Source organism: Bradyrhizobium genosp. P (genome assembly GCF_049949265.1).
GTDB lineage: Bacteria > Pseudomonadota > Alphaproteobacteria > Rhizobiales > Xanthobacteraceae > Bradyrhizobium.
The window spans coordinates 9,474,554-9,491,721 of record NZ_CP188195.1 but is presented as its reverse complement, the minus strand read 5'-3'; the positions used below and the strand labels follow the sequence as shown (position 1 = coordinate 9,491,721).

15 protein-coding genes, 1 tRNA gene and 1 riboswitch are annotated in these 17,168 nt (G+C 64.0%); of the genes, 9 read left to right on the top strand and 7 right to left on the bottom strand.

Translation table 11 applies throughout. From position 1 onward, the window contains the following. Positions 1-89: 89 nt before the first annotated feature. From pimA to ACP2YO_RS45590, 4 genes are all read left to right on the top strand, one after another. Positions 90-1,775, top strand: coding sequence for a dicarboxylate--CoA ligase PimA (pimA, locus tag ACP2YO_RS45605; RefSeq protein WP_426437663.1), 1,686 nt, complete (start codon positions 90-92; stop codon positions 1,773-1,775). A gap of 19 nt (positions 1,776-1,794) precedes the next feature. Next, positions 1,795-2,985: a pimeloyl-CoA dehydrogenase large subunit gene (pimC, locus tag ACP2YO_RS45600; RefSeq protein ID WP_426437662.1), complete on the top strand. Its 1,191-nt coding sequence runs from the start codon at positions 1,795-1,797 to the stop codon at positions 2,983-2,985. 195 nt (positions 2,986-3,180) lie between these two features. Further along, complete coding sequence (pimD, locus tag ACP2YO_RS45595) at positions 3,181-4,326, top strand: pimeloyl-CoA dehydrogenase small subunit (RefSeq protein ID WP_426437661.1); 1,146 nt, start codon at positions 3,181-3,183, stop codon at positions 4,324-4,326. A gap of 108 nt (positions 4,327-4,434) precedes the next feature. Next, on the top strand, positions 4,435-5,208 hold the full coding sequence (locus ACP2YO_RS45590) for an SDR family NAD(P)-dependent oxidoreductase (protein WP_426437660.1): 774 nt from the start codon (positions 4,435-4,437) through the stop codon (positions 5,206-5,208). Positions 5,209-5,395: 187 nt separating this feature from the next. Here ACP2YO_RS45590 and ACP2YO_RS45585 read toward each other — a convergent pair whose 3' ends face one another. Beyond that, positions 5,396-6,589, bottom strand: a complete 1,194-nt coding sequence (locus ACP2YO_RS45585) for an O-succinylhomoserine sulfhydrylase (RefSeq protein ID WP_426437659.1) — start codon at positions 6,587-6,589, stop codon at positions 5,396-5,398. A gap of 77 nt (positions 6,590-6,666) precedes the next feature. Continuing rightward, a riboswitch (SAM riboswitch) is annotated at positions 6,667-6,746 on the bottom strand. Between the two features lie 92 nt (positions 6,747-6,838). On the opposite strand from ACP2YO_RS45585, the gene ACP2YO_RS45580 reads away from it, so the two are divergent. The 3 genes from ACP2YO_RS45580 to ACP2YO_RS45570 all read left to right on the top strand — a co-directional run bounded on the left by ACP2YO_RS45580 (position 6,839) and on the right by ACP2YO_RS45570 (position 10,878). Continuing rightward, a complete protein-coding gene (locus ACP2YO_RS45580; RefSeq protein ID WP_426443478.1) occupies positions 6,839-7,975 on the top strand; it encodes a 2'-deoxycytidine 5'-triphosphate deaminase in 1,137 nt (378 codons plus the stop codon). A gap of 191 nt (positions 7,976-8,166) precedes the next feature. Next, on the top strand, positions 8,167-9,216 hold the full coding sequence (locus ACP2YO_RS45575) for a hypothetical protein (protein WP_426437658.1): 1,050 nt from the start codon (positions 8,167-8,169) through the stop codon (positions 9,214-9,216). A 192-nt stretch (positions 9,217-9,408) separates the two neighbouring features. Further along, the gene (locus ACP2YO_RS45570; protein ID WP_426443477.1) at positions 9,409-10,878 is read left to right on the top strand and encodes an MATE family efflux transporter; all 1,470 of its coding nucleotides are present in this window, start codon (positions 9,409-9,411) and stop codon (positions 10,876-10,878) included. A 152-nt stretch (positions 10,879-11,030) separates the two neighbouring features. On the opposite strand, the gene ACP2YO_RS45565 is transcribed toward ACP2YO_RS45570, so the two are convergent. From ACP2YO_RS45565 to ACP2YO_RS45545, 5 genes are all read right to left on the bottom strand, one after another. Beyond that, positions 11,031-11,519, bottom strand: a complete 489-nt coding sequence (locus ACP2YO_RS45565) for a hypothetical protein (RefSeq protein ID WP_426437657.1) — start codon at positions 11,517-11,519, stop codon at positions 11,031-11,033. A 168-nt stretch (positions 11,520-11,687) separates the two neighbouring features. Continuing rightward, positions 11,688-12,140, bottom strand: coding sequence for an SRPBCC family protein (locus ACP2YO_RS45560; RefSeq protein WP_426437656.1), 453 nt, complete (start codon positions 12,138-12,140; stop codon positions 11,688-11,690). A gap of 51 nt (positions 12,141-12,191) precedes the next feature. Then, complete coding sequence (locus ACP2YO_RS45555; RefSeq protein ID WP_426437655.1) at positions 12,192-12,551, bottom strand: VOC family protein; 360 nt, start codon at positions 12,549-12,551, stop codon at positions 12,192-12,194. Positions 12,552-12,606: 55 nt separating this feature from the next. After that, positions 12,607-13,446 (bottom strand): helix-turn-helix transcriptional regulator, encoded by an 840-nt coding sequence (locus ACP2YO_RS45550; RefSeq protein WP_426437654.1) that lies wholly within the window; start codon positions 13,444-13,446, stop codon positions 12,607-12,609. Positions 13,447-13,455: 9 nt separating this feature from the next. Further along, positions 13,456-14,034, bottom strand: coding sequence for a methylated-DNA--[protein]-cysteine S-methyltransferase (locus ACP2YO_RS45545; protein ID WP_426437653.1), 579 nt, complete (start codon positions 14,032-14,034; stop codon positions 13,456-13,458). Positions 14,035-14,250: 216 nt separating this feature from the next. Between ACP2YO_RS45545 and ACP2YO_RS45540 the strand changes: the two genes are divergently transcribed. Beyond that, complete coding sequence (locus ACP2YO_RS45540; RefSeq protein WP_426437652.1) at positions 14,251-15,771, top strand: 4-amino-4-deoxy-L-arabinose transferase; 1,521 nt, start codon at positions 14,251-14,253, stop codon at positions 15,769-15,771. 101 nt (positions 15,772-15,872) lie between these two features. Then, a tRNA-Gly gene (locus ACP2YO_RS45535) sits at positions 15,873-15,946 on the top strand. A gap of 68 nt (positions 15,947-16,014) precedes the next feature. On the opposite strand, the gene ACP2YO_RS45530 is transcribed toward ACP2YO_RS45535, so the two are convergent. Further along, complete coding sequence (locus tag ACP2YO_RS45530) at positions 16,015-17,034, bottom strand: LLM class flavin-dependent oxidoreductase (RefSeq protein ID WP_426443476.1); 1,020 nt, start codon at positions 17,032-17,034, stop codon at positions 16,015-16,017. Positions 17,035-17,168: the final 134 nt, after the last annotated feature.

Sequence of the window (17,168 nt, the reverse complement as noted above, 5' to 3'; positions counted from 1 at the left end):
CCCCTAAGAGCGAGCTTTGCTCGTCTCGACCCCGCAAGGGGGAGGGGAGCCTGCGCAGCGGTGCTCATCTCACGGAATCAAGAACCTTCATGACCCATCCCGGCGAACAATATTATCCCAAGGGCGTGCACTGGAGTGACGAGATCGTGCGCGGCACATTGCCCGATCTACTTTCCACCGCCGCTGCCGAGTATGGCGCGCGCCCGGTGCTCGAATTCCGTGACCGGCCAATCAGCTACGGCGAGCTGGAAGCCCTGGTTGAAACTGCAGCTAGCGCCTTCATGCGCGCCGGTTACGGCAAGGGCGCATCGATCGCGCTGTTTCTCGGCAACACGCCGGATCATCCCATCAACTTCTTCGGCGCGTTGAAGGCCGGCGCTCGCGTGGTGCACCTGTCGCCGCTCGACGGCGAGATCGCGCTGTCGCACAAGCTGTCGGATTCCGGCGCGCGGGTGCTGGTCACCAGCAATCTGTCGGCGCTGCTGCCGACCGCGCTGAAATTCCTCGCCAAGGGTTTGCTGGATCGCCTCATCGTCTGCGAGGACGACAAGTGGGGCAAGGCCGGCACGGCCCAGACCGCGCTGCCCGATAACCCCGCAATCATCACGCGCAGCCAGTTCATCGACGGCGCGACCAAGCCGTCGCAATGGCCGGCGATCGATGTCGAGGACGTTGCGCTGCTGCAATACACCGGCGGCACCACCGGCCTGCCGAAAGGCGCGATGCTGAGCCACGGCAATCTGACCGGCGCGGTGTCGATCTACGACATCTGGGGCAAGCCGGGGCGCCTCGAGCGCAACGAGATCGAGCGCGTAATCTGCGTGCTGCCACTGTTCCATATCTACGCGCTCACGGTCGTGCTGCTCTCGGCGATCCGCCGCGGCCATCTGATCTCGCTGCACCAGCGCTTCGACGTCGAGGCCGTGATGCGCGACATCGAGGTCAAGCGTGCCACGATGTTTCCTGGCGTCCCGACGATGTGGATTGCGATCGCGGGCTTGCCCGATCTCGACAAGCGCGACCTGTCGTCACTGGTCTCCTGCGGCTCCGGCGGCGCGCCGTTGCCGGTGGAAGTCGCAAAAATCTTCGAGCGCCGCGTCGGCATGAAGCTGAAGAGCGGCTGGGGCATGACCGAGACCTGTTCGCCCGGCACCGGCCATCCGAAGGAAGGACCGGACAAACCGGGCTCGATCGGGTTGATGTTGCCCGGCATCGAGATGGACGTGGTGTCGCTGGAGGATTCGACGAAGCTGATGCCGATCGGCGAAGTCGGCGAGATTCGCATCCGCGGTCCGAACGTCACCAAGGGCTACTGGAATCGGCCGAAGGAAACCGCGGAAGCCTTTGTCGGCGACCGCTTCCTGACCGGCGACATCGGTTACATGGACGCCGACGGCTATTTCTATCTGGTCGACCGCAAGAAGGACATGATCATCTCCGGCGGCTTCAACGTCTATCCGCAGATGATCGAGCAGGCGATCTACACGCATCCCGCCGTGCACGAGGTGATCGTGATCGGCATCCCGGACGATTACCGCGGCGAGGCGGCCAAAGCCTTCATCAAGCTGCGCGACGGGCAGGCACCGTTCTCGATCGACGAACTGCGCGCGTACCTCGCCGGCAAGCTCGGCAAGCATGAATTGCCTGTCGCGGTCGAGTTCGTCGCCGAATTGCCGCGCACCCCGGTCGGCAAACTGTCGCGCCACGAATTGCGCCAGCAGCAGCCGCCACAGGCGTCCCAACCCAAACCGCAACAAGCCGCATCAAGCAGTTGAATTTTCAAAGGAGGATCCGATGGATCTCGCTTTCACCAAGGAAGAGATAGCGTTTCGCGAGGACGTGCGGGCGTTCTTCAAGGCTAATGTCCCGCCGGACACGCGCCGCAAGCTGCAGGAGGGCCGCCATCTGTCAAAGGACGAGATGGTCACCTGGTGGCGCATCCTCAACAAGAAGGGTTGGGGCGTCACCCACTGGCCGAAGGAGTATGGCGGCACGGGGTGGACCTCGGTCCAGCACTACATCTTCAATGAGGAGCTGCAGTCCTATCCGGCGCCGCAGCCGCTCGCCTTCGGCGTCAGCATGGTCGGTCCTGTCATCTACACCTTCGGCAACGAGACGCAGAAGAAGCAGTATCTGCCGCGTATTGCGAATGTCGACGACTGGTGGTGCCAGGGCTTCTCGGAGCCGGGCTCAGGTTCGGACCTCGCCTCGCTCAAGACCAAGGCCGAGCGCAAGGGCGACAAGTGGATCATCAACGGCCAGAAGACCTGGACCACGCTCGCCCAGCACGCCGACATGATCTTCTGCCTCTGCCGCACCGACAACAATGCGAAGAAGCAGATGGGCATTTCCTTCATTGTGTTCGACATGAAGTCGAAAGGCGTCACGGTGCGCCCGATCCAGACCATCGACGGCGGCCATGAGGTCAACGAAGTCTTCTTCGACGACGTCGAGGTGCCCTACGAAAATCTGATCGGCGAGGAGAACAAGGGCTGGGATTACGCCAAATTCCTGCTCGGCAATGAGCGCACCGGCATCGCCCGGGTCGGCGTGTCGAAGGAGCGGCTGCGCCGCATCCGCGACCTCGCTTCTAAGGTCGAGGCGGGTGGCCGTCCGGTCATCGAGGATCTGGCGTTCCGCGAGAAGCTCACGGCCTGTGAGATCGAGCTGAAGGCGCTTGAGCTGACCCAGCTCCGCGTCGTCGCCGACGAAGGCAAGCACGGCAAGGGCAAGCCCAACCCGGCCTCTTCGGTGCTCAAGATCAAGGGCTCGGAAATCCAGCAGACCACCACCGAACTCCTGATGGAAGTGATCGGCCCGTTCGCCGCGCCTTACGATGAGCACGGCGACGCCGGCTCGAACGAGAGCATGGACTGGAGCGCGCAGATCGCGCCGAGCTACTTCAACAACCGCAAGGTTTCGATTTACGGCGGCTCCAACGAGATCCAGCGCAACATCATCAGCAAGGCGGTGCTGGGGCTTTGATCTCTCTTCTCCCTCGCCCCGCTCTTGCGGGGAGAGGGTTGGGGTGAGGGGCTCTCTCCGCGCAATCACTCGCGGTGAGACCTGTATCCCCTCACCCGGATCGCATCTGACGATGCGATCCGACCTCTCCCCGCAGGCGGGGCGAGGTGAAGAGGTCCCGGTTTCGGTAATGACTTTCAGTTTAAGGAAACGAACATGGATTTTGATCTGTCCGAGGAGCAGCGGCTTCTCAAGGAAAGCGTCGACGGGCTTCTCACCGACGCTTACGACTTCGATGCGCGCAAGAAATACATGAAGGAGAAGGGCGGCTGGAGCAAAACGCTCTGGGGCAAGCTCGCCGAGCAGGGCCTGCTCGGTCTGCCTTTCGCGGAGGCCGATGGCGGCTTCGGCGCCGGCGCAGTTGAGACCATGATCGTGATGGAGGCGCTCGGCAAGGCGCTGGTGGTCGAGCCGTACCTCGCCACGGTCGTCATCGCCGGCGGCTTCCTGCGCCACGGCGGCTCTGCCGAGCAAAAGGCGAAATACATCCCGGGCATCATCGACGGCAGCAAGACCTTTGCCTTCGCGCAGCTCGAGAAGAACTCGCGCTACGATCTTCACGATGTCGTCACATCGGCCAAGAAAAAAGGCGACGGCTGGGTCATCGACGGCGAGAAGTTCGTCGTGCTCAATGGCGAGAACGCAGACACCTTGATTGTCACTGCGCGCACCAAGGGTGGCCAGCGCGACAAGACCGGCATCGGCGTGTTCCTGGTGCCGGCAGACGCCAAGGGCATCACCAGGAAGGGCTATCCGACCCAGGACGGCCTGCACGCGGCCGACATCACCTTCACCAATGTCGAGGTCGGCGCTGATGCTGTGATCGGCGATCCCGAGAACGCGCTGCCGCTAATCGAACGCGTGGCGGACGAAGCCCGTACCGCGATCTGCGCCGAGGCGGTCGGTGCGATGGACGAGTCGCTGAAGGAGACCGTCGAATACATCAAGACGCGAAAGCAGTTCGGCGTTGCGATCGGCTCGTTCCAGAGCCTGCAACACCGCGCCGCCGACATGTTCGTGGCGCTGGAGCAGGCCCGCAGCATGTCGATGCTTGCGACCATGGCGTCGGACTTCGACAACGCAAAGGAGCGCGCCAACTCGGTCGCCGCGGCCAAGGTGCAGATCGGCAAGTCGCTGAAGTTCGTAGGCCAGCAGTCGATCCAGCTCCATGGCGGCATCGGCATGACCATGGAGGCCAAGATCGGCCATTACTTCAAGCGGCTGACCATGATCGAGAACACGCTCGGCGACACCGACTACCACCTCCGCCGCGTCAGCGAGGGTGGCGGGCTGTTGGGTTGATCTGTCGTTGCCGGGCTTGACCCGGCAACCCGTCGCTCCTGGGAGGATGGATGCGGGGGTCAAGCCCGCGCATGACGAGTCTTTGTAAAAGTCAGGGAGACAACAACAATGAAAAACACCCCGTTCGATCTCACAGGCACCGTCGCCGTCGTCACCGGCTCGAGCCGCGGCATTGGCCGTTCCTCCGCCGAACTGCTGGCAAAGCTCGGCGCCAAGGTCGTGATCTCCTCGCGTAAGGCGGACGCCTGCAAGGAGGTCGCCGACGGAATCAACAGCAATGGTGGCGATGCGATTGTCATCCCCTGCAACATCTCGCGCCGCGAGGAGGTCGAGGCGCTGGTCTCGGGCACGATCAAGCATTACGGCAAGATCGACACCCTGGTCTGCAACGCCGCGGTAAACCCCTATTACGGCCCGCTGCTCGACATCAAGGACGAGGCGTTCGACAAGATCATGGGCTCGAACGTCAAGAGCAACATCTGGCTCTGTGCGCTCGCGGTTCCGCAGATGGCCGAACGCGGCAAGGGCTCGGTCGTGATCATCTCCTCGATCGGCGGCCTGCGCGGCTCGACCGTGATCGGCGCCTACGGCATCTCCAAGGCGGCGGATTTTGCGTTGTGCCGCAGCCTCGCCGGCGAGTGGGGCCCGAAAGGCGTGCGCGTCAATTGCGTGGCGCCGGGCCTGGTGAAGACCGATTTCGCTCGCGCGCTGTGGGAAGATCCGGAGAACCTGAAGCGCCGCACCGCGTCCACGCCGCTGCGCCGCATCGGCGAGCCCGACGAGATCGCAGGCGCGGTCGCCTATCTGGCTTCCGACGCCTCGACCTTCATGACCGGCCAGACCATCGTGATCGACGGCGGCGTCACAACGGCGGCGACGTAACAGCTGACTTCACTTCGCCTCTCCCGCTTGCGGGGGAGGCCGACGTGCTCGGCAGCGCTCTTGCGCGCCAAAGCGCGGCGGGTGGGGGCTCTCTCCGCGATGTGACTCGCGGAGAGAGCCCCAACCCCAGCCCTCCCCCGCAAGCTGGAGAGGGAGTTCAGCTCGCTTCGGAGTTTCTACGCCAGCCTCAGACCTTCGCCAGTGCCTGATCGATATCCTCGATCAGGTCGTCGGCGTGCTCCAGGCCTGCTGAGAAGCGGATGAAGCCTTCGCTGATGCCGAGCTCGGCGCGGGCTTCCGGCGCCAGGCGCTGATGCGTCGTGGTTGCGGGATGCGTGACCAGGCTCTTGGAGTCGCCGAGATTGTTGGAAATGCGCGCGATCTTCAACGCGTTGAGGCAGCGGAAGGCGCCAGCCTTGCCGCCCTTCACCTCGAAGCCGACCAGCGTCGAACCGGCGCGCATCTGCTTCTTGACCGTCTCGGCCTGCGGATGGTCGGCGCGGCCGGGATAGACCAGGCGCGTGATCTTCGGATGGTTCGCCAGCACGTCTGCAATCTTGGCCGCGCTCTCGGTCTGCGCCTTGACGCGAATGCCGAGTGTCTCCAGTCCCTTCAGCAACACCCAGGCGTTGAACGGTGAGAGCGATGGCCCGGTCTGGCGCATGTAATTGTGGATGTGCTCGGCGATGAACGCTTCCGACGACAGGATGACGCCGCCGAGGCAGCGGCCCTGGCCGTCGATATGCTTGGTCGCGGAATAGACGACGACGTCGGCGCCGAGCGAAAGCGGGCTTTGCCAGATCGGCGTTGCGAACACGTTGTCGACGATCAACCGTGCACCGCCGCTGTGCGCAATCCTGGCAATCGCCGCGATATCGAGCACGTCGAGCGTCGGATTGGTCGGGCTCTCCAGGAAGAAGGATTTGGTGTTCGGCCGCAATGCGCGCTGCCATTGGTCGAGATCGAGACCGTCAACCAGCGTGGTTTCGATGCCGTAGCGCGGCAACAGGTCCTGCACCACGTAAAGGCATGAGCCGAACAGGGCTTTCGAGGCGACCAGATGATCGCCGGCCTTTAACGGCGCAAGGATCGCGGTAGTCACCGCAGCCATGCCGGTCGCGGTCGAGCGCGCGGCCTCCGCGCCTTCCAGTTCGATCATGCGGTTCTCGAACATCGCAATCGTCGGATTGGAATAGCGCGAATAGATGAAGCCTGGATCCTGACCCTTGAAGCGCGCCTCGCACTGCTCCGCGCTGTCGTAGACGTAGCCTTGGGTGAGAAACAGCGCTTCCGACGTCTCGCCGAATTGCGAGCGCAGTGTGCCGCCATGGACGAGGCGGGTTTCGGGACGATAGCGGGCGGTAACCTTAGATTCAGACATGTGACCTCCAACGCGACCGGTTTCCTCGAGAAAACGGCCACAAAAAAACCGGCCTGGAGCAAGCTCCACAAGCCGGGATCACACTGTCCCCGGCCTGTTTAGCGATTTATTTAACGTGGCTGCAAGCCGGCCGGCTCAAATCACCACGGGATAAGTGCTGCTGATATTCCCTCGCGCCCTTTCCGTCAAGGCGGTCATCGGATAACTCGTAAAAGCCCATATTTTGGGGCCTGGATGGCCGCCCAGGGTATGATTTGGGCCATCCCGAGGGACCGCGCCGTGTCGTTCACGCTGGAAGATGAATCCAACGGAATCCTGCCCGATCGCATGATTGCGGAGATGGCGGAGGCTGGCCTCATTCTGCCCGCGTACCCGTTTGTCGAGAGCCAGATCCAGCCGGCGAGCCTCGATCTGCGTCTCGGCGATATCGCCTACCGCGTGCGCGCGAGCTTCCTGCCCGGGCCGGATGCCACCGTCGCGGAGCGCATCGACCAGTTGAAACTGCACGAGATCGATCTGTCCGATGGCGCGGTGCTGGAGACCAATTGCGTCTACATCGTCCCGCTGCTGGAAAGCCTCGCGCTGCCGCCGGAGATCGTTGCCGCTGCCAACCCGAAAAGCTCGACCGGCCGGCTCGACGTCTTCACCCGCGTGATTGCCGACGGCACCCGCCGCTTCGACATGATCGGTGCCGGCTATCACGGCCCGCTCTACGCCGAGATCAGCCCGAAGACCTTTCCCGTGCTGCTGCGCGAGGGCTCGCGGCTGAGCCAGGTGCGCTTCCGAATCGGCGATGCCGTTCTCGACGCAGACGAGCTCGACGCGCTGCATGCGGCCGAGCGGCTGGTCGATATCGATGATGCCGACCTCGTGCAGGGCGTGGCGCTCTCGGTCGATCTCTCCGGCGAGAATTCGAACGGCTTCGTCGGCTACCGCGCCAAGCGCCACACCGGCGTGGTCGATGTCGACCGGCGCGCCGGCTACGCCGTCGACGATTTCTGGGAGCCGATCAAGGCGCGCGCCGACGGCAGCCTGATTCTCGATCCCGGCGAGTTCTACATCCTGGCATCAAAGGAAGCGGTGCAGGTACCGCCGGATTATGCCGCCGAGATGGTGCCGTTTGATCCGCTGGTCGGCGAATTCCGCGTCCATTATGCCGGCTTCTTCGATCCCGGCTTCGGCTATGCCGGCGCCGGCGGCAAGGGGGCGCGCGCGGTGCTCGAAGTCCGTTCGCGCGAAGTGCCATTTATCCTCGAGCACGGCCAGATCGTCGGCCGTCTCGTCTATGAGCGCATGCTCGAGCGACCCGACGCCATGTACGGCCAGCGCATCGGCTCCAACTACCAGGCGCAGGGCTTGAAGCTCTCTAAACATTTCCGCGTCTAGCGATAATTCCCTCCGTTGTCATTCCCCGCGAAAGCGGGGAATCCAGTACGCCGCAGCCTCTCAATAGATAACATCTGCCTCTGGAATACTGGATCGCCCGATCAAGTCGGGCGATGACACCGAATGTGTGTTTGGTTGCGCTGCCTCTGTGGCGATGACACACTCCGGCAAAACAACAATCGGGAACGAGCATGACCGGAGAGCAGGACGCGCGCGAGGCGCAATGGCTGAAATGGCGCAGTCTCGCCGATCTCTACCATGCCTTCTTCACCGGCCTCATCCTCACCGTGGTGACACGGCGGGGCACGGCCGATGCTGCTGAGTTTGTTTTCCGGGTGTTTCGCCGCCAGCAGCAGGAGCGCTTCCTGCCCGGGCTCAAGAAGCTTGGCCTTGAAGGCCTGCCACCGGCGGTCGCGGCTGCGCAATATCACTATCTCTCGAACTGGATCGGCGGCGTGCACGTCGAATACATGGTCGAGACCGACCGCAAGGCCTGGATCCGCTATCCGCCGCCGCGCTGGATCTGGAAGGGCACCGCGATCTGCGGTGTGCCCGGCGAAGTCTCGCGCGCGATGCTGCGCGGCTGGCACGCCAACAATGGTGCCGCGCTCGGCGATCTCAGGCTTGGCTTCGTCTGCACCAAACAGAGCGTCGACGGACAGGACGGGCTTGAAGGCTACTACTGCGAATATGATCGGCCGCTCGAACTCGACCAGCGGCTGGTCTTTGCGCGCCATCTGGAGGCGCCGCTGTTCGATCCGAACACTGCGCCGGCGCTGCCGGTCGACAGCTGGCCGAAGCCGCGGCTCGAAAAAGCCTATCGCAACTACGCGATGGAATATGTGAAGACTGCGGCACCCGTGCTTGTGCAGGTGTTCGGTCCGGAGGATGCGCGCTATCTGCTGCATCTGACGGGCAAGCTGATCGGCATGCAGTATTTCGACGAGGTTGCGAAGGCGCTTGGCGGTAGCCGTGGCCGCGCGACGGAATTTGCCGCGTTCTTGCGCGTGCTCTTCGAGTCACAGGACGATATCGCCGGGATCAGCTGTTCCGAGGGGCAGTTCGAAATCCGCCAACAGGGCTGGAAGCTGATGGCCGACGTTGCCGATTATCATCCGGCCTGTGCCAGTGTGCTGACCGGCCTGTTCGAGGGGCTGGCGGCAGGTTGCGGGCGGCATATTCCGGTGCACCTGAAGCCGAACGCAAGCGCCCGCGCGCCGTTCGTGTGGTCGGTCGGCTAGCGCCAAGGTTCAGGCCAAGGTTCAGGCCAAGGTTCAGGCCAAGGTTCACGCCAAGGTTCACGCCAAGGTTCACGCCAAGGTTCACCTGCAATCGCGCAGGCCCCCCTTGCGTCCCGCGCACGTGGAAACGGCTGCCACCATGGTAGGGAAACACCCATGGCGCGGCTCCCAGACTGCGCGCTGGGAGTAGAAATGTCCGATCTCGGCCTCGCCGAAATACCCGTCGACGAACACGAACGACCGCTGCCGCCACCGGCGACGAGGCCGTCGCGCAATGCGCTGCTCGACGGGCCGATCCTGCGTACGCTGCTCTGGCTGGCTTGGCCCAATGTGATCGCGCTGTCCGCCGGCACCTGCGTGGTGATCGCCGAGACATCGTATATCGGCCGCCTCGGCGTCGAATCGCTCGCGGCGATGGCGCTGTTGTTCCCCTGCGTGATTCTCACCATGACGATGTCGGGCGGCGCGATGGGCGGCGGCGTGGCATCCTCAATTGCACGTGCGCTTGGCGCCGGCGAGATCGAGCGCGCCTCGACGCTTGCGGCGCATGCGCTGCTGATCGGCCTTACCTTCGGCGTGACATTCATGCTGGGCATGCTGATCTTCGGCCCGCGGCTGCTTGAACTGCTTGGCGGCCGCAGCAATGTGCTGGCGCAGGCGATCGGCTATTCGCAGATCTTCTTTGGCGGCGCGATCCTGCCCTGGACCATGAACACCATGGCCGGCATCCTGCGCGGCACCGGCAACATGAAACTGCCGTCGACCATGATCCTGTCGTCGGCGGTGTGGCAGATCATGCTTGGCGGAACACTGGGACTCGGCCTCGGTCCGGTACCGCAATTCGGCATGCGCGGTGTCGCCGCGGGCTCGCTGATCGCCTATTCGATCAGCATCACCGTGATGGGCTGGTACCTGTTCTCCGGTCGCGCCCGTGTCGTTCCCAAACTGAAGGGCTTGCGGGTGCAGGGAGCGATGTTCATCGACATCCTCAAGGTCGGCGCGGTCTCCTGCTTCTCACCGCTGCAATCGGTTTTGACGATCTCGATCTTCACCCACATGCTGGCACAGTTCGGCACACCAGTGCTCGCCGGCTACGGCATCGGCGCGCGGCTCGAGTTCATGCTGACGTCGGTCGCGTTCGCCGTCGGCATCGCCTCCGTTCCAATGATCGGCATGGCTGTTGGCGCCGAGCGCATCGCGCGCGCCCGGCGTATTGCCTGGACCGCGGGCACGCTGGCATTCCTCTCGGTCGGTGCGGTCGGCAGCTTCATCGCCGTCTTCCCCGACCTCTGGGTCAATCTCTTCACCGATGATCCGCATGTGCGGAGCACCAGCCATCAGTACCTCTCCACCGCGGCGCCGATGTACGCCTTCATCGGGCTTGCGATGTCGATGTACTTCTCCTCGCAGGGCGCCGCCAAGGTGCTGGGTCCGGTGCTGGCGCAAAGCGCGCGGCTGATCTTCGTCGCCACCGGCGGCTGGTGGCTGTCGACGCATGACGCGACCGCGCAGAATTTCTTCGCACTCGCCGCCGCCTCGATGGGGGTGCTTGGCGTACTGTCCTGCGCAAGCGTGATCCTGACGCGCTGGGGCAAGCCAGAAGCTTCTCAACCCGTCATCCTGAGGAGCGCCAACGGGTCCGCGCGAAGCGCGGCCCGATGACAGGCTCCGCGCGTCTCGAAGGATGCACGGCCCAGATGCCTCGGCGCGCGATCACCGCTCTCGTGGATATGGCTGGGCCGCCGCCCTTCGAGACGGCTGCTGCGCAGCCTCCTCAGGGTGACGGTGATAGTAGTGTGTCGCCGTTGACCGTATCACCGATGCCGGTGCCGCCGGCCGTGACGTCCGCCGCCGCCGAAATTCGCCATCCGCATAATTTGCGGGATCATCCCCATCAGCTCGCCGCCACCGCCGCCACCGAGCATGCCCATGATGTCGCTGCCGCCACTGATGCCGCCCAGTCCGACGCCGTAACTCTCGGGCGCGCTCGGCACGCCGCCGCCAAAGCCTCCGGGTATGCCGCCGAGGCCGGGAATTCCCCCGCCGCCCATGTTCCCGCCGAGACCGCCACCGCCGCCATCCATCATGCGGCTCATCATCGGGCCCATGGTCTGCATCATCGCGGCGAAGCGGCGCTTGCCCATCTTCGCCTTCATCATTTCCAGCATCGGCGCCATTTGCGTCATCATGTCCTGGCCGCCGCCGCCGCCTCCCAGGAACTGCGCCTTCGCGGGCGTCGATATCAGCGCAAACAGCAGAAGCAGCGTGGCCGCCTGGCACACGACCTTGTCGGCTCCCGTCATGACAAAACCTCCGATGCGTCCACGGCCCGCGATTGCGGGCGAGGATCCGGACGCACGGGTTGAGGCCTACGGGTTGGCGGCGCGACCTTCCGTGAGAAAGATCACGCAACTTTCTCGTTCCTAGAGCATTTTCGGTTCTGATTGAATCAGAACCGAAGCTCTAGATTCTTATTTTGACGCGTTTTCTTCACGCGAACCGGCGTCCACTTCGCTCGAAAACGCTTTGGCCGATCGGGCCAGCGCGGTTTGCATCGCAGCCGCGCCGAGGTCCATCTGCGCGTCCATGTAGGGCGCGACGTCGTGCGGCAGCACATCGGCGATCCATAGCACGCGGCAGCGGCCGTCGGGTTCGGCGAACACCTGCACCGAGGCCGAGTGCTGCTTCAGCCGCTCGCGGGTGATCGTATAGACCAGCCGCTGTCGGCCGTCGTCGCAATCGACCAGCGTCTCGTGCGCCACGGTGCCGTTGGCGAAGCTGACGATGCGCACGTCGCCCTCGCGTCTGGTGTCAATGACGAAGCCCGGCACCAGCCGCGTATGCAGCGCGCCGAAATCGCGCAGCGCGTCCCAGACATGGTCGGCCGGCGCGTCGATCGGGATGTCCTTGTAAATCGAAGCCATGGGATTGGGTCCTTGCTTGATGGATTTAACGGTCGAGTTGGTGGCCCGCGCCTATGTGCACACCGCCTCGACATTGTTGCCGTCGGGATCGATCAAAAACGCAGCGTAATAAGTCGGGCTATAGTCCTTGCGATGGCCTGCCGCGCCATTGTCCTTGCCGCCGGCTTTCGCGCCTTCGCTGTGAAACTTCTTGATCGCGTCATGGCTCGGCGCGCGGAAGGCGACATGGGCGCCGCCGGCGGCCTTGCCCTTGTGCAGATGCAGCCAGAGCGCGGGCTCGCCCTTCGGGCCGAAGCCGGCGCCGCTGTCGTCGCGGGAGCAGAGCACGAAGCCGAGCGGAGCCAGTGCCGCCGTGTAGAAGCGCACGCTGGCGTCGAGGTCGGCGACGCGCAATCCGATATGGTCGTACATGAGAGGTCTCCAGGTGATAGGCGCGTCGGTGACGCGCAACCTGAAGAAACCCTAGCTATTGCAGCGCGAGACGTTCTTGGAAAATCTTGCGGTCCCCGCGGGAAGCCTGGCGGAATTTCAGCGGCGAGGCGCCGGCGGCGCGGTGGAAGCTGCGCACGAAATTAGAGAGATCGCCGAAACCGACATCATAGGCGATATCAGTGATCGGGCTGTCGTCGTCGGCAAGCCGTCGTGCCGCATGGCGGAGCCGCGAGCGCACGAGATATTGATGCGGGGTGACGCCGAGCACGGCGGAGAATAGCCGCAGGAAATGGAATGTGCTGAGGCCGGCCTGCTCCGCCGCATCGTCGAGATCGATGGCGCGATGTGAATTGGCGTCGATCCACAGCGCAGCCTCCACCGCACGGCGTCGGTCCCGCAAGCCGGCGGTGAGGGGTTTTGCCTTGCGGTCGGAGACCAGCTCGACAAGGCGGCTGGCAAGCAGGTGCCCGATCTCGTCGAGGCCGATGTCGCTGTTGCCACCTACCGCCGTTTGCGCGAGTTCGCCCAGCACCATCAGTTCCGGCAGCGGCGGCACCGAGCCGACCTGCCAGACCGCGGCGCGGTCACCGATCGTCTCGACGAACTCCGGATCGAGGAAGAACGACAGGCATTCGTCGCCGACCACGTGGTCGTGAGTGCAGGTGTATTCGTCACCGGGATGGCCGACCAGGATCGATCCTGCCACCAGTTCGTGGAAGCGGCCGCGGCAATGGCAGCCGAAGCTGCCCTTGCTCACATAGGATACAGAATGGCGGGCGAACTGCTCGGCAAACGGCTTCTCGCCAGGCTCCGCCGTGCAGCGAAACTCGTTCACAGTGATGCGATCGCGCTGCAACAGCGTCGTGCGGTTCATATTCTCGATTTAAGGATGCGGCCGCGGCGGCGCAACTGACAACAGCACATCGAACAGGGTCTTGCTGGTGGTCGTCTGCGCCCCCTCGATCGAGAGCAGCCGTCGCTTGGAGATGCTGCCGCCGTGCGGGGAGATCGGGTCGGCATAATGGCCGGCCTCCAGCACCCGGTGGCAAGGGACGATGATCATGAAGGGATTGCGGCTGATCGCCCGCGCCACCGGCCAGGCCGAGCCCGAGGCGCGTAACGCGCTCGCCACTTCGTCATAAATGCGGGTTTCGCCGCGCGGAATGGTCCGGGCAAACTGGTAGACGCGCTGGTTGAAGGCGGGGATGCCGGTCATGTCAAGCATGACGCCGGACAGGTCGCGATGGCCGCCGCGCAGAATCCCCGCGATGCCCTCGATCGCGACCTCGATCTCGTCTGGTGGCCGCATCTCGCGTGCGTCGGGATAAAGCTGGAACAGCCGCTTGCGGGTCTCGATCTCGCGGGCCTCGGGAAGCTGCACGCCGACCACGCCGATCTCGCCCCATGCGATGCCGCATCGGCCGACTGCCGTGTCGAAAATGGTGTACCCACGCCCCGCCATGCCACCACCAATCCCGGACGAGATGATAGCACCCTCGCCAGGGCGCGCATCCGGAATCTTAACGTTCGGTTAAGGACCTCGCCCGTGGTTTCGGGCCGTGTGGCTGACGTCCAAAGCCCCGCCTCCGGTCACGCATCTTAAAGGCATGGGAGCTATCTGTTCCTCACGATGCTGCTCCAAGAGGCTCGGGCCTCCCCCGATACGGTCGGCGAAACGATGACGAGAACCAGCGCCGATCCATCGCCTGGCACCAAGGGCGTGGTCGAACGATCGACCGGGCGCTTTCACCCGCTGGCGGCGTTGCTGCTGTTGGCCTTGGCCATACGCCTTCCGCTCGCCTTCTGGCCCAACATCATCCATCCCGACGAGATTTTTCAATACCTCGAGCCGGCCTGGCGGTTGCTCGGCCATGACGGCATCCTCACGTGGGAATGGCGCTACGGTATCCGCGGCTGGTTCTTGCCGACGTTACTGGCGGCGCCGGTCGCCGTGGGCGATCTTGTTGCGCCTGATGGCGCGGGGGCCTTCGTGGTGCCTCGTCTGGTCGCCGCGCTCGCGTCGCTGTCGATCGTGGCCAGCGCCTGGTTCCTTGGCGCGCGGGTCTCGCGAACCCACGCCGTCGTAGCAGCGTTTGTCGCCGCGATCTGGTTCGAGTTCATCCTGTTCGCGCCGCACACATTGAGCGAACCGCTGGCGACGGCCCTCATCGTGCCGGCAGCGTTGCTATTGACCGATGGCCCGTCGCAGCGACGCCTAGTCATCGGCGGTGCATTGCTCGCGCTCGCCTTTGTCTGCCGCTTTCAATATGCGCCGGCGATTGCCGTGCTGGCCATCGGCGCATGCTGGAGCTGCTGGCGAAATCTCGTTCCGATGGTCGCCGGCGGGATCGTCATCCTGTTGCTCGCCGCCATTGTCGATGTCGCCCACGGCGTCGTCCCGTTCCGCTGGCTGATCGCGAACGTCGAACAGAACCTGCTGCATGATCGCGCGGCCGAGTTCGGCGTGCAATCTGCTGCGACCTATCTCGTCAGTTTCTGGATGGTCTGGTCGCTGGCGATCGTGCCGCTGCTGTGGGCGATCTGGCGGGGCGCGCGACACACACCGCTGTTGCTCGCCGTGGCGCTCGTGAACCTCGTCTTTCACAGCGTGATCGGACACAAGGAATACCGCTTCATCTTCCTGTCGGTGGTCCTGCTCATCATTGTCGCGGCGCTTGGCTCGGCCGATTGGATTCGATCGCTGCGCGCGAAGCCCGCCTGGCGGCCATGGGCGTTGCCGCTGGTCGCGGCCGGCTGGGCTTTGGTCTCGATCGCGCTCGCCGGGGCGAGCGAAGAGATGCGTGACGACTGGATGCGCGGCGTCGGCGCTGCGCGGTTGGCGGCGGAATTGCGCGGCGATCCGCAGCTCTGTGGCCTCGCGCTTTACGATGTTCCCTTTCATCTGCTGCCGGGACGAGAACGATTGTCCGGTCCATCGCCACTCTACGCGCTTCAGCCCGGCGATCCCCTCGCGAAGGGACGCCTGCCTGCCACGGTTGAGGCGACCAAGCCAGCCTTCAACCGCATCCTCGCACGTCCGGCCTCGGCAGCTGATCTCCCTGTGGAGTTTTCACGGCGCAATTGTGCCAGCGTCGGCAACGGTGATGCCTGCATCTTCGCACGAAGCGGAGCCTGTGATGTTGCGACGGCCGCGGCGCCCTTTGTCATCAATGACGTGCTCGTGCGGCTGGATTATTAGCGGCCCCCGATCGATTTGAATGCACGCTTGATCCGTTGCCTCGGCCCGGGCTATGGTCGGGCAGGTCTGATTGGGTAAAATCGACCTAAGCGATTGAGATCGCGGGCGTAGTTCAATGGTAGAACGGCAGCTTCCCAAGCTGCATACGAGGGTTCGATTCCCTTCGCCCGCTCCAAGGCTCCTTGTACTCAATCGTTGATCATCGCACCAATTCGCCGACGGACGCCGGTGTTCAGCGTCTGCTCAGCGCCATCCCATCGCAGGCGCGATCTGGGTCAGGATGGTTTCGATCACATGCGCGTTGTAGTCGACGCCGAGCTGGTTGGGGACGGTCAGGAGCAGGGTGTCGGCCTCGGCGATGGCCTCGTCCGTTTTGAGCTGCGCGATCAGGGTATCCGGCTCGGCGGCGTAGCCGCGGCCGAAGATCGCCTGCGTCCTCTCGTCGATGAAGCCGATCTGGTCCTCCTCCTGCCCATTTCCGAAATAGGCGCGGTCGTGATCGTCGACGAGCGCGAAGATGCTGCGGCTCACGGATACCCGGGGCTCGCGCATATGACCGGCCTCCTTCCAGGCCGCACGGTAGGCCCGGATCTGGGCCGCCTGCTGGACGTGGAAGGCTTCTCCCGTCTCGTCGTTCTTGAGCGTCGAGCTCTGCAGGTTCATTCCGAGCTTCGCCGCCCACACCGCCGTGGCGTTCGAGCCGGCACCCCACCAGATTCGTTCGCGCAGGCCTTCCGAGAGCGGCTCTAGCCGCAGCAGACCGGGAGGATTTGGGAACATCGGCCGTGGATTCGGCTGCGCAAAACCTTCTCCACGCAGCAGGTCGAGGAAGATCTCCGTGTGACGCCGCCCCATGTCGGCGTCGGTCTGGCCTTCGGGCGGCCGATAGCCGAAATAGCGCCAACCGTCGATCACCTGCTCAGGGGAGCCCCGGCTGATACCGAGCTGCAGGCGCCCGCCTGCGATCAGATCGGCAGAGCCTGCGTCCTCGACCATGTACATCGGGTTCTCGTAACGCATGTCGATCACGGCGGTGCCGATCTCGATACGGCTGGTCCTGGCTCCGACCGCCGCCAGAAGCGGGAAGGGCGAGGCCAGCTGGCGGGCGAAGTGATGCACACGAAAATAGGCGCCGTCCGCGCCCAATTCCTCGGCAGCGACGGCCAGGTCGATGGATTGCAGCAGCGTATCCGACGCCGAGCGGGTCTGCGATTGCGGTGAGGGCGTCCAGTGCCCGAACGAGAGAAATCCGATCTTTTTCATACCGGCAATGTAGGCATGTCCGGGACGATTTGCGATCATCGATGTGCGCCATCATGCGTTCTGGTCGTAACGCCTGCGTCGTTGCGCGGCTTGCGATGACGTGGCCGGCCGCCTAGGTTTTGCTCCCGACCATT

Bases quoted from the DNA above. Each gene is read 5' to 3' on its own strand.
- pimA (WP_426437663.1), top strand. From the start codon at position 90: ATGACCCATCCCGGCGAACAATATTATCCCAAGGGCGTGCACTGGAGT.
- pimC (WP_426437662.1), top strand. From the start codon at position 1,795: ATGGATCTCGCTTTCACCAAGGAAGAGATAGCGTTTCGCGAGGACGTG.
- pimD (WP_426437661.1), top strand. From the start codon at position 3,181: ATGGATTTTGATCTGTCCGAGGAGCAGCGGCTTCTCAAGGAAAGCGTC.
- ACP2YO_RS45590 (WP_426437660.1), top strand. From the start codon at position 4,435: ATGAAAAACACCCCGTTCGATCTCACAGGCACCGTCGCCGTCGTCACC.
- ACP2YO_RS45585 (WP_426437659.1), bottom strand. From the start codon at position 6,589: ATGTCTGAATCTAAGGTTACCGCCCGCTATCGTCCCGAAACCCGCCTC.
- ACP2YO_RS45580 (WP_426443478.1), top strand. From the start codon at position 6,839: ATGATTTGGGCCATCCCGAGGGACCGCGCCGTGTCGTTCACGCTGGAA.
- ACP2YO_RS45575 (WP_426437658.1), top strand. From the start codon at position 8,167: ATGACCGGAGAGCAGGACGCGCGCGAGGCGCAATGGCTGAAATGGCGC.
- ACP2YO_RS45570 (WP_426443477.1), top strand. From the start codon at position 9,409: ATGTCCGATCTCGGCCTCGCCGAAATACCCGTCGACGAACACGAACGA.
- ACP2YO_RS45565 (WP_426437657.1), bottom strand. From the start codon at position 11,519: ATGACGGGAGCCGACAAGGTCGTGTGCCAGGCGGCCACGCTGCTTCTG.
- ACP2YO_RS45560 (WP_426437656.1), bottom strand. From the start codon at position 12,140: ATGGCTTCGATTTACAAGGACATCCCGATCGACGCGCCGGCCGACCAT.
- ACP2YO_RS45555 (WP_426437655.1), bottom strand. From the start codon at position 12,551: ATGTACGACCATATCGGATTGCGCGTCGCCGACCTCGACGCCAGCGTG.
- ACP2YO_RS45550 (WP_426437654.1), bottom strand. From the start codon at position 13,446: ATGAACCGCACGACGCTGTTGCAGCGCGATCGCATCACTGTGAACGAG.
- ACP2YO_RS45545 (WP_426437653.1), bottom strand. From the start codon at position 14,034: ATGGCGGGGCGTGGGTACACCATTTTCGACACGGCAGTCGGCCGATGC.
- ACP2YO_RS45540 (WP_426437652.1), top strand. From the start codon at position 14,251: ATGACGAGAACCAGCGCCGATCCATCGCCTGGCACCAAGGGCGTGGTC.
- ACP2YO_RS45530 (WP_426443476.1), bottom strand. From the start codon at position 17,034: ATGAAAAAGATCGGATTTCTCTCGTTCGGGCACTGGACGCCCTCACCG.